Source organism: Flavobacterium ajazii, from assembly GCF_010614725.1.
In the GTDB taxonomy this organism is placed as follows: Bacteria; Bacteroidota; Bacteroidia; order Flavobacteriales; family Flavobacteriaceae; genus Flavobacterium; species Flavobacterium ajazii.
Genome location: NZ_JAAEHL010000003.1, coordinates 156,383 through 169,333, shown reverse-complemented (window position 1 = coordinate 169,333; position 12,951 = coordinate 156,383). Strand labels below are relative to the sequence as shown.

At 35.7% G+C, this 12,951-nt stretch carries 5 protein-coding genes; 4 read left to right on the top strand and 1 reads right to left on the bottom strand.

Annotated elements, in window-relative coordinates; all coding sequences use genetic code 11:
* Positions 1 to 41 precede the first annotated feature (41 nt).
* The 4 genes from GWR14_RS06105 to GWR14_RS06090 all read left to right on the top strand — a co-directional run bounded on the left by GWR14_RS06105 (position 42) and on the right by GWR14_RS06090 (position 11,671).
* Entirely contained in the window at positions 42 to 1,886 is a 1,845-nt protein-coding gene (locus GWR14_RS06105) for an endonuclease (RefSeq protein WP_163408151.1), read from the top strand.
* A 231-nt stretch (positions 1,887 to 2,117) separates the two neighbouring features.
* Positions 2,118 to 5,771 (top strand): phosphoribosylformylglycinamidine synthase, encoded by a 3,654-nt coding sequence (purL, locus tag GWR14_RS06100; RefSeq protein WP_163408150.1) that lies wholly within the window; start codon positions 2,118 to 2,120, stop codon positions 5,769 to 5,771.
* A gap of 145 nt (positions 5,772 to 5,916) precedes the next feature.
* Positions 5,917 to 6,540 carry a Crp/Fnr family transcriptional regulator gene (locus tag GWR14_RS06095; protein WP_163408149.1) on the top strand — a complete coding sequence of 208 codons (624 nt, stop codon included), beginning with the start codon at positions 5,917 to 5,919 and terminating at the stop codon, positions 6,538 to 6,540.
* A 217-nt stretch (positions 6,541 to 6,757) separates the two neighbouring features.
* Complete coding sequence (locus tag GWR14_RS06090; protein ID WP_163408148.1) at positions 6,758 to 11,671, top strand: FG-GAP-like repeat-containing protein; 4,914 nt, start codon at positions 6,758 to 6,760, stop codon at positions 11,669 to 11,671.
* A 239-nt stretch (positions 11,672 to 11,910) separates the two neighbouring features.
* Here GWR14_RS06090 and GWR14_RS06085 read toward each other — a convergent pair whose 3' ends face one another.
* Positions 11,911 to 12,951, bottom strand: coding sequence for an AMP-binding protein (locus GWR14_RS06085; RefSeq protein ID WP_163408147.1), 1,041 nt, complete (start codon positions 12,949 to 12,951; stop codon positions 11,911 to 11,913).

Here is a 12,951-nt window from a genome sequence, read left to right as displayed (position 1 = left end):
TTAAAAATTCAATTCAAACCAAATCTTAAAAACTATTAATTATGAAAAAAAACTACTTTTTACTGTTATTGATGTTTGTTACAATTGGTTTTGCTCAAATTCCTTCGGGTTATTACAGCACCGCAACTGGAACCGGTTATGCCTTAAAAACGCAATTGTATAACATTATTAAAGACCATACCAATAATGGTTATGCCGGACTTTACACAACCTATCTAACTTCAGACGTCGATAATTTCTACGAAAACGACGGTACAATACTAGATATGTATTCTGAAAATCCATCAGGAACAGATCCATACAATTACACAACCGGAACTACTCAAAGATGTGGAAACTATTCAGTGGAGGGCGATTGCTACAATAGAGAACATATTATTCCACAGTCGGTTTTTAACGAACAATCTCCAATGGTTGCCGACGCACATTTTATTACACCAACGGACGGAAAAGTAAACGGCGTACGCTCAAATTACCCACACGGAACTGTGAGTTCTGCTACTTATACTTCTCAAAACGGAAGCAAATTAGGGTCAAGTTCCGTATCCGGATATTCAGGAACTGTTTTTGAACCTGTTAATGCATTTAAAGGTGATATTGCGAGAATGTATTTTTACTTTGCAACACGATATGAAAATACCGTTGCAGGATATTCTTATGCCATGTTTAATGGTTCCAGCAATCAGGTTTTTACAACCGCTTTTTTAAATCTGCTTTTGGCGTGGCATGCGCAAGATCCTGTAAGCGCAAGAGAAGTTGCAAGAAATAATGCGATTTACGCACGTCAGAATAACAGAAATCCATTTATTGATCATCCCGAATATGTAAATCTAATTTGGGGAGGAACATCCTCAGGCGATACTCAGGTGCCTACTACTCCAACAAGTTTAGCTTCGACTTCAAAAACAGCAACTTCAATTTCACTTTCGTGGACAGCTTCTACAGACAATGTTGCCGTTACAGGTTACGATATTTATGCAAATAATGTTCTAAAAACGACGGTTTCTGGCACAACCGCAACAATTACAGGTTTAACGGCTTCTACTGCTTATTCAATTTATGTAAAAGCAAAAGATGCGGCCGGAAATACTTCATCTTCAAGCAATACAATTTCAGTTACAACCAACAGCAGCGGAACAGGAACAGCAACCGATTTGCTTTTCTCTGAATACATTGAAGGCTCTGGGAATAATAAGGCTTTAGAAATTGCAAATAATACCGGAAGTTCTGTTAGTTTATCTGCTTACACTATTAAAAAACAAACCAATGGTTCCGGTTCATGGAGTACAGGTTTAGTTTTAAGTGGAACTTTAGCAACGGGAAGTAAATTTGTAATTGTAAACAGTTCTATTTCTTCAAGCTGTTTTTCTACTAGTGCAGCCAATATTTCAACAACGGCAACAGAATTAACTTTTAACGGAAATGATGCCGTAGGTTTATTTAAAAACGGAGTTCTAATCGATATCATCGGAACTTTTAATGGAGGGACAGCTAATTTTGCAATTGACGTTACTTTAAGAAGAAAATCGACTGTAACTTCTCCGAGTGCGACTTTTAATCTGAGTGGAGAATGGGATTCGTATACAACAGATACTTGCAATAATTTATCCGGTAAAATGGCAATAACGATTGAGGAAGAAGCTCTTCAGATTTCAAATGATGTTTTGATTTTTCCAAATCCTTCTAATGGAAATTTCAATATTGGTTTAAGCAACTTTGATTCTCCTTATCACTTAGAAATATTCTCTGTTACAGGACAAAAAGTTTTCGAAAAACAAAATAGTACCGATGCAGTAATTAGATTAGGTCATATTGCAAAAGGAATTTATGTGGTTAAAATTGAAAAAGATTCCAAAACTATTATTAAAAAGATAGTGGTAGAGTAAGTAATTATTACGCAGATTTGGCAGATTTTTTTTAGTTCTGTCAAATCTACGTGAAATAAAAAATATCAGAATCTGCTTGTTATGGTCTCTTAGCCAAAAACAAGCAGATTCTTAATTTTTAACTTAATTTCAGTTCAATTTTATTTTTTTCGAAAGAGTTTGTTATCAAATTTGCGCTTGCTATTTATTTAAACTAAATTTGCACCTCAATACAACAAACTACACACAAAAATGATCCATTTCTTTGAAAACCAAAGCAAAACTGTTTTTGCCGTACAAACGCAAAACGAAATTTCAGATCAAGACATTTCAAAATTAAACTGGCTTTTTGCCGACGCAAATAAGATCGAAAAATCCGCACTGACGGGTTTTTTTGTTGGTCCGCGTGCCACTATGATCACACCTTGGAGTACAAATGCTGTAGAAATTACTCAGAATATGGGAATTTCCGGTATTATCAGAATTGAGGAATTTCATCCTGCAACTGAAGATTTTACTGATTTTGACCCAATGCTTTCTCAAAAATTCAACGAATTAGATCAGGAAATCTTCACTATCAACATTCAGCCGGAACCAATTCTGGAAATTGATGATATCGCTGCTTACAACAAAGTGGAAGGTTTAGCTTTAAGCGAAGAAGAAGTTGAGTATTTAAATAATCTTTCAACTAAACTTGGAAGAAAACTAACTGATTCTGAGATTTTTGCTTTCTCTCAAGCAAACTCAGAGCACTGCCGTCACAAAATCTTCAACGGAACATTTGTGATCGACGGAGAAGAAAAAGAAACTTCTCTTTTCAAATTAATCAAAAAAACATCTCAGGAAAATCCTAACGATATTGTTTCTGCTTACAAAGACAACGTTGCTTTTGTAAAAGGTCCAAAAGTGCAGCAATTCGCACCAAAATCAGCAGACAAACCTGATTTTTACGAAATAAAAGAATTCGATTCTGTAATCTCATTAAAAGCAGAAACACACAATTTCCCAACAACAGTGGAGCCTTTCAACGGAGCTGCAACAGGATCTGGAGGAGAAATTCGTGACCGTTTAGCTGGAGGACAAGGATCGTTGCCACTTGCTGGAACTGCAGTTTACATGACTTCTTACTCTCGTTTGAAAGAAGACAGAAAATGGGAAAACGCAGTTGAAGAAAGAAAATGGTTGTACCAAACTCCAATGGATATCTTAATCAAAGCTTCAAACGGAGCTTCTGATTTTGGAAATAAATTTGGTCAGCCACTTATTACAGGTTCTGTTTTAACTTTCGAACACGAAGAAGAAAACAGAAAAATTGGTTACGATAAAGTAATCATGCAAGCGGGTGGAATTGGTTACGGAAAATTAGATCAATCTATCAAACACAAACCAAAAGAAGGCGATAAAATCGTTATTCTTGGAGGTGAAAACTATAGAATCGGAATGGGTGGTGCTGCGGTTTCTTCTGCAGATACAGGAGCTTTTGGTTCAGGAATTGAGTTGAATGCAATTCAGCGTTCTAACCCAGAAATGCAAAAACGTGCTGCTAATGCAATTCGTGGTTTAGTAGAAAGCGACAATAACCCAATTGTTTCTATTCACGATCACGGTGCGGGTGGACACTTAAACTGTCTTTCTGAATTGGTTGAAGAAACTGGAGGTTTGATCGATTTAGATAAATTGCCTGTTGGTGACCCAACACTTTCTGCAAAAGAAATTATCGGTAACGAATCTCAAGAAAGAATGGGATTGGTTATTGGTCAAAAAGATATTGATACGTTACAAAGAATTGCCGACAGAGAGCGTTCTCCAATGTATCAGGTTGGAGATGTAACGGGAGATCACCGTTTTACATTCGAATCACAAACAAATGGTTCAAAACCGATGGATTATGCTTTAGAAGATTTCTTCGGAAGTTCTCCAAAAACGGTTATGACTGACAATACAGTTGACAGAAAATATGCTGACGTTGCTTATAACGCTGCAGATTTCGAAAGCTATTTAAAAGACGTTTTACGTTTAGAGGCCGTTGCTTCAAAAGACTGGTTAACAAACAAAGTTGACCGTTGTGTTGGAGGAAAAGTAGCGAAACAACAAAATGCTGGTCCGTTACAATTGCCTTTGAATAATGTTGGGGTTATGGCGCTGGATTATTTAGGAAAAGAAGGTATTGCAACTTCTATCGGCCACGCTCCTATTGCAGCTTTGATTGATCCGGTTGCAGGATCTAGAAATGCAATTGCAGAATCGTTATCAAACCTTATCTGGGCACCTATAAAAGAGCAGTTAAAAGGAGTTTCTTTATCTGCAAACTGGATGTGGGCTTGTAAAAACGAAGGTGAAGACGCTCGTTTATACGCTGCTGTTGAAGGTTGTTCTGAATTTGCAATTGAATTGGGAATCAATATTCCAACAGGAAAAGATTCACTTTCAATGAAACAAAAATATCCAAACGACGAAGTAATTGCGCCAGGAACGGTTATTATTTCGGCTGCCGGAAACTGTACAGATATCAGAAAAGTAGTTGAACCAGTTTTACAGAAAAACGGAGATTCAATCTTTTATATCAATTTGTCTCAAGATGATTTCAAATTAGGAGGTTCATCTTTTGCACAAATCAGAAACACTATTGGAAACGAGACATCTACTATTAAAGACGCTTCTTTCTTCAAAAATACATTTAATACCATTCAGGAATTAATCGGCGAAAGCCAAATCTTAGCGGGTCACGATATCGGAAGCGGTGGTTTAATCACTACTTTATTAGAATTGTGTTTTGCTGATGTGAATCTTGGAGCTAAAATTGATTTCAGCTCTTTCGCGGAAAAAGACTTGCTGAAAATCCTTTTCGCAGAAAACATCGGAATCGTATTCCAAGCTAAATCTGATGCAGCTGTTGAAGCTAAATTAAAAGCTAATAATGTTGAATTCTTCAAAATTGGTTCTGTAACTTCTACAGCATCTTTAGAAGTTGGAAACTGGATTTTAGATATTCCAACTTATAGAGACGTTTGGTTTGAAACTTCTTATTTATTAGATCAAAAACAATCTAAAAATGGAAGAGCTCAGGCACGTTTTGAAAACTATAAAAATCAGGTTTTAAATTATACTTTCCCAACACATTTTACAGGAAAGAAACCAGAAATTGACAATTCTAAGCCAAGACCAAAAGCGGCAATTATCCGTGAAAAAGGAAGTAACTCTGAGCGTGAAATGGCGAATGCTATGTACTTGGCAGGTTTTGACGTAAAAGACGTTCACATGACAGACTTAATCTCGGGACGTGAAACTTTAGAAGATATCCAGTTTATCGGAGCTGTTGGAGGATTCTCTAACTCAGACGTTTTAGGTTCTGCTAAAGGTTGGGCGGGGGCTTTCTTATACAACGAAAAAGCAAAAACAGCTTTAGATAATTTCTTCAAAAGAGAAGATACTCTTTCTGTTGGGATCTGTAACGGATGTCAGTTGTTTATGGAATTAGAAGTTATCAATCCAGAACATGAAGTTCACGGAAAAATGCACCATAACGAAAGCCAGAAACACGAAAGTATCTTTACTTCTGTAAAAGTTCAGGAAAATAACTCAGTTATGTTATCTACTTTAGCAGGAAGTACTTTAGGAGTTTGGGTTTCTCACGGAGAAGGTAAATTCAAATTGCCTTATGCAGAAGACCAATACAATATTGTTTCGAAATATGCTTACGAAGGTTATCCAGCAAATCCTAACGGTTCTGATTACAACACGGCTATGATGTGTGACAAAACCGGAAGGCATTTAGTGATGATGCCTCACATTGAGCGTTCGACTTTCCAATGGAACTGGGCGCATTATCCAAAAGACAGAAATGACGAGGTTTCGCCTTGGCACGAAGCTTTTGTTAATGCCAGAAAATGGATTGAAAAAAACTAAAAATATAAAAACTCATTCTGTAAAACGAATGAGTTTTTTGTTTTTTATAAGTTTGTCAGATAATAGAAGAAACAATTGTAGATTTGGCAAGTTATAATACCTCACCAAGAACAAAGCCAAAAACAAATTTAAAAAACCTACACTAATGGATAAAATACTTAAAAACTTACCTCACAGTACACCTGAAGAGGCTGCTATCCTTTTATATGTTTTTAATAGTGTTTATCCAATTTCTGATGTAGCGAGAACCTTTTTAATCCAAAATACGTATCCTATTAAAGTAAGAAAAGGCAAAAAATTACATAAATCAGGAGAAATCTGCGATATGATTTATTTTGTAAAGAAAGGTGCTATCAGAGGATATGTTGAAGACGTAAAAGATATTACTACCTGGATTACTGTTGAAAATGAATTAGTTGCCTGTATTCATAGTTTTGTATTACAAATTCCGAGTTATGAAAATATGGAAGCTATTGAAGATTCTGAATTATTAGGTATGAAACACTCTGACTTACAGCAATTGTATACTATTGATCCCGATTTCAATATCATGGCAAGACGTATTTATGAAAAATATTATGCAGATGCCGAAGTAAGGGCTTTAATGGGAAGATTAAGCAAAGCCGAATTAAAATACGAATATTTCCTTAAATCCTACCAACATCTTTCAACCCGGATTCCGTTAAAGTTTATTGCTTCTTTTTTAGGTATTAATCTCGAAACACTCAGCAGGGTTCGTGCGAAAATTCGTAACCATTCTAAAAAATAAAATTTGACAATTGTCAAAAAATGATCTTATTCGTTTTTTGTTATTTTTTTAAAGCAAAAACATAATAATCTAAAAATCAGTTATTTGATTTTTGATTCTTTAAGTTTTGAAATACTTCATGTCGTTTTTAGACTATCCATTAGTTAGCTGATTTTCCTCTTTTTAACTATAGTTTTGTTGCGTTAAATACACTTTATAGTCTTCAAAATGTAGTTTTATGAAACAATTTTACGCCTTATTACTGACTTTTTTTTCCTTTTTAACTTCGTATTCCCAAACGGGTGCTGCACTTGATTTTGATGGTGCAAATGATTATGTAGCATTAAATTCAGGTACAGCCATTTATGACTCTTTTACTATTGAAGCCTGGATAAAGCCCGGAGATGCTACTAAAACAATGCATATTGTAAGTACTCGAAACAACAGTGATCCAGGATTTGATATACAAATTAAAAATGGCAATACCCTTCATGCAGACATTGGCAATGGAGGTTATTGGATAAATACCTCCGCTGATGCTACTTATGCGTATTCCGTAGATGTATGGTTTCACCTTGCTTACGTAATTACAAAAACGGGATATAAAATTTATGCCAATGGCAATCTGGTTGGCTCAGGGACTTATTCAGATTATCCATTACTGCTTGATGGTATCAGAGAGTTTAGAATTGGGAGTGATAGCACAGAATCTACTTTTTTTAAAGGGCAAATGGATGAAGTTCGTGTCTGGAAACGAGCATTGACAAAGTGTGAAATTGTAAACAATATGAATTCCGAACTATCCTCAGGACAAAAAAGTTTAGCACTTTACTATAAATTTAACCAGGGAACAGCTTCCGGAACAAATACAGCAGTTACATCAATTACTGATTCCAGCGGAAATTCCAATAATGGAACTCTTACTAATTTTAATTTAAGTTCTAATACATCCAACTTAGTTTCTCCCGGAGCAGTTGTATCAGGCAGTACAAGTTTAGCCTATTCACATATTCCACTGGTAGTTTCAAGTCCTCAAGTTTTTGATGCTAACATAACAGTAGCTGATTTAGCAGCAACGGGCACAGACATAAAATGGTATTCTGCAGAAATTGGCGGAACAGCTTTGGCTGCAAATACGCCTATAAAAACCGGGATTTATTATGTAAGCCAGACTATCGGAGGTTGTGAAAGCGACCGAACTTCAGTAAATGTTATATCAAATATGGTTATTACTGATTTTTCGCCGTCTGCTGCAAAACCCGGTGATGTAGTAATTATTACGGGAGCGAATTTTAATACAACACCTGTAAATAATGTTGTCTTTTTTGGAGCCACACAGGCTACTGTAACAGCCTCAACAGAAGGTAATTTAACGGTCAGGGTTCCTACAGGAGCAACTTATGGTCCTATTACAGTTTTGAATACCGCAACAACATTAGCCTGTAGCAGTTTAAGTAATTTCAACCCCGTTTATAGTCCAGTAAAAAGTACTATAACTACCAGTGATTTTGCTTTCAACGCTGATTTTGCCACTGGTAGTAATCCGCGAAAAACAGCTATTGGAGATTTAGACGGTGATGGGAAACCTGATTTAGTTGTGGTAAACTACGACAGTAATACCATTTCGATCTATCATAATGAGTCAACAAGCGGTAATCTTGGATCTGGTAGCTTTGCTCCCAAAATTAATCTTATAACTGGAGATAAACCTTCTTCAGTTACTATAGGAGATTTAGATGGTGATGGGAAACCTGATTTAGTAATTGCTGCCATCAGCAGTGTTTCTGTATTTCGTAATGTAACAACCAATGGCAGTATTACTGTTAACAGTTTTGAATCCAGAATAGATATTGATACAGGAAAAGATTACGAAGCAATTGCAATTGGAGATTTAAACGGGGATGGAAAACCTGATTTAGCTGCACCAAGCTATTTTGCAGGATCAATTTATCTTTTCAGTAATACAAGCAGCATTGGAATTATTAGTTTTGCTGCTAAATTTGAGATTGTCACATCACCCTACCTATCCTCAATGACGATATGCGATTTTGACGGAGATGGAAAACCTGATTTGTTAACTGCATATCCAGCTTCTTTCAATCAATCAGGAGGTTTTTACATATATCGCAACACAGCAACCGTTGGCAGTTTTACAAATAGTAGTTTTGCACCAAGGGTTGAAATTGGGAAAGGCAATTATTCACCTCAGTCATTAAAAATAGGGGATTTAGACGGAGATGGAAAACCCGATTTAGTTTTTAGAAATTCCAAATACATTTCTATCCTTCGCAATGCAATAACAAATGGCAGTATAACCAGTAGTAGTTTTGAACCAAAAGTAGATATAGCAGCCACTAATTTTATAAATTTTTCAGACGTTGCTATAGGAGATATTGATGGTGATGGTAAACCTGATTTAGTCGCGACAGAAGTAGGGGTTAAAATCGCTCATTTGCTTCGTAATACTGCAACCATCGGCTCTTTTAATACGGATAGTTTTGCTCCTAAAGTTACTTTAACAACCACTTATAATCATTCTTCAGTTGCAATAGGTGATTTAGATGGCGATGGAAAACCTGATTTAATTATGAGCAGTTCAGAAAGTAATACCATTTCTATATTTCGTAATACAAATAATAATTCCAATTTAAGTACTTTAACCACAACAGCAGGAATAATAAGTCCGGCTTTTGCAACAGGAACTACAGCATACACTGCAACTGTTTCTAATATATCAGACATCACAATCACACCAACAGTAGAAGATCTATTTGCAACGGTACAAGTACAGGTAAACGGAAACGGTTATAATACTGTAATAAGCGGAAGTGCTTCTGGCTCCTTAACTTTGGCTGAAGGACTTAATACAATTGAAATAAAAGTTACAGCACAAAATGCAGAGACCAAAACTTATACCCTAAAAATAAACAGAATAGTTACGGTACTTGATAATGTTGGATTATCTAATACAACACTTGCGACAACAGCTTATTCTCTTCGTAAACTGGCCAGTACATACAGTGGTTATGCCATAAAAGTTCGCCGAAGCAGTGACAATACTTTACTGGATATTGGTTTTAATACCAATGGAGAACTTGATACTGATGCTTTAAAAACTTTTACTGGCAATTCAAGTGGTTTTGTAACTAAATGGTACGACCAAAGCGGTAATGAAAATCATGTAGAACAAACCAATATCAACCTACAGCCCCGAATTGTAAATGGAGGTATAATAGAAGTTTTAAATAAGAGACCAGCCCTGTATTTTGGTACTGCTCATCTGGCTACAGCCAAAACTACTCTTTTTGACACAGCGGCTTCTATGGTAGGTTTTGCAAAAGGAAACAGCAGTACTCCATCATCATTGGTAACTAAAACAGGAACTTCTGTTGATACAAATACCCATTATCCAGCTCCTTTTGATTTTACAAATAACGGTGGTGAATTTTATACAGGTAATGCCAGCATAACATCAGGTTCCAGTGTCAATATTGCCAATAGTTCAACCAGATCAGATATAAGTATTTCCGTGCCTGCATCTGTATATTCGTTTGTTATTCCTTCTTCGGGTACTTATTATTCGTATATGAATGGGGTTCAAAGCAGCAGTAATACCATTTCTGCTTATGCTGATAATGGCAATGCTTTACAAATAGGCAATCGAAATGATGGGGGCGGTTCCGGTAACTTCTGGACAACAGAACTCATTCTTTTTAATAGTGTATTGAGTACAGTAGACAGACAAACAGTTGAAGAGTCTCAAAAAAATTACTATAATAATAACAATGCTTCTTTAACTGCATTAACAATAAGCGATGGTATCTTTTCTCCAGGCTTCTCGTCTTCAGTTACAAATTATACTGCTTCTGTAAGTAATCAAACCAATACTATAACGGTAACACCAACGTTGGAAAATACATTAGCATCAGCAAAATTGCAGCTAAATGGAGCTGGATACATAGCTATAGCAAGTGGAACTGCTTCTGATGTTTTGGATTTAAATGTAGGCAGTAATACCATTGAAGTAAAAGTTACGGCGCAAAACGGGGAGGAAAAAATCTATACCCTTACAATTTACAGAAAGGCTGTACCAACTTTTGCTGCAATTGACCCAATATGTTCCGGCAATAATTTCACATTGCCAACTATATCCAATAATGGTATAACCGGAACATGGTCACCGGCTGTAAATACAACAACAACTACTCTTTATACTTTTACACCTGCCAATAGTGCAACAGCAGAGACCGTTGCAATTACCGTTTCTATAGTCCAAAGTTCAGATAATATAACTCAGATTTCTGCCTGTGGAAGTTACACCTGGAACAATCAAACCTATACACAATCGGGAATTTACACTGGAACAACAAACAATTGTGTGACCGAAAAATTAGATTTGACCATTACGCCAAACTCCGATAATGTAACTCAGATTACTGCCTGCGGAAGTTACACCTGGAACAATCAAACCTATACGCAATCCGGAATTTACACAGGAGTAACAAACAATTGTGTTACCGAAAAGCTAGATTTAACTATCACACCAAACTCAGATAATATAACTCAGATTACTGCCTGCGGAAGTTATACCTGGAACAATCAAACCTATACGCAATCCGGAATATATACAGGAACAACAAACAATTGTGTGACCGAAAAACTGGATTTGACCATAACTGCAATACCAGTAAATATCCTGACTACTGTTAATCAAAATAATGGTGTACTAACAGCCGATCAGTCAGGAATAGGTTATCAATGGCTCAACTGTGATGGTACTGAAATAACAGGTGAAACAAATCAATTTTTCACACCGACAACTTCAGGTCAATATGCAGTTCGTTTAATTGTGGCTTGTTCTGTTCCAATTATAAGCGATTGTGTAACAATTACATCTTTAAAAACAGATGATTTTGAAGCCCGATCAAGTATAAAAATCTATCCAAATCCAAGCACTGGGATATTTTATTTGCAACCTCCATCGGATAAGCAACTTGAAATTTATAATAGTTTAGGACAACTACTAATAACAAAAAAAGTAAATTCGGGAACAAATAAAATAGATATTTCAGATAAAGCCGATGGTGTTTATTTTGTAAAAATCATCGAAAATGGCAATACAAGCAATTTTAAGGTAATAAAGAAACACTAATTATCTTTTCTCCAATTGGAAACGGGATTTTTAAGTCTGAATATTTTAAGAATAAAAAATCCATTCGTTATGCGAATGGATTTTTGATATAATTCATACTTTATCTATGCTTAGAGCAGCTTTTGTATTTCGAAAAAAGTAGTTTATTAATTTTTAGAAAATATGATTTTACCAAAAGAAAAGGCCTGAGTGTATAACTTTTTGGGTATTCTATTTTTTTTTAGACTGCCCTTTGTTTATTAGTGTAAACTTGGCTTGCGCAACAATTTTCCGTTTTCGTTTTCCTTAAATTTAGGGACAAAAACGATTTCTTTTGGTTTTTCATATTTGTCTAAAACATCAAAAAAATCAGCTGGAAAATCGTTTTTTTCTCCTTCAATAACCAAAATTAATTTTTCTCCCAAAACAGAATCCGGGATTCCGGTAACAAAGAATCTGGAATTAATTTTATCAATTAGTTTTGCTTCAATTTGTTCAGGGATTAATTTTACACCGCCACTGTTAATTACATTGTCAATTCTTCCTAAAAAAACAAATTGATTTTCTTTTACAAATTCAATCAGATCATTGGTAATTATGGGATTGTCGGAAATAGCAGGAACTGTAATCGCCAAGCAGCCTCTGCTGTCCTGGGCAATTTTTACGTTTGGCAGAACGCTAAAAGCTTTTTCTCCTACTTTCTTAGCAGCAATATGAGTGATAGTTTCGGTCATTCCGTAGGTTTCGTAAATTTCAGTTTTTAATGACAAAACTTTTTCTTCCAGAACTGAATCCATTTTAGCCCCGCCAACAATTAATTTTTTGACATTTTTTAATGCTTCAATCGAATTTTGAACCTGCAAAGGTACCATTGCTACAAAATCATACAATTTGTCATTTGAGGCTAACGGAGTTGTGCTGGGTTCTGTAACATCTAACTCCAAACCCAGAATAAAACTTCGTACGAGCATCATTTTACCGGCGATAAATTTTACCGGAAGACAAAGTAAAGCTTTGTCCCCGGGTTTTAAACCGAAAAAATCACCTGTTGCCAATGCTGATTGTATCATGGCTTGTTTTTGTAACCGAACCAGTTTAGGAAGTCCTGTGGTTCCGGATGTTTTCATTTCGATATATTCTTTTTCATCAAACCAGTCCAGTAAAAACTCTCCAATAGCCTGTTCGTTGGCATCGCCTTCCTTAACATAGCTATAAGCAACAGAACGTAAATCGTCTCCGTTTAAATGATAACCATTTATTTTAAAATAATTATGAACGTTTTTATGAGTAAGGTTTAGCAT

Excerpts from the sequence above, each read along its gene's own strand:
- GWR14_RS06105 (WP_163408151.1), top strand. The coding sequence starts at position 42 with ATGAAAAAAAACTACTTTTTACTGTTATTGATGTTTGTTACAATTGGT.
- purL (WP_163408150.1), top strand. The coding sequence starts at position 2,118 with ATGATCCATTTCTTTGAAAACCAAAGCAAAACTGTTTTTGCCGTACAA.
- GWR14_RS06095 (WP_163408149.1), top strand. The coding sequence starts at position 5,917 with ATGGATAAAATACTTAAAAACTTACCTCACAGTACACCTGAAGAGGCT.
- GWR14_RS06090 (WP_163408148.1), top strand. The coding sequence starts at position 6,758 with ATGAAACAATTTTACGCCTTATTACTGACTTTTTTTTCCTTTTTAACT.
- GWR14_RS06085 (WP_163408147.1), bottom strand. The coding sequence starts at position 12,951 with ATGCTAAACCTTACTCATAAAAACGTTCATAATTATTTTAAAATAAAT.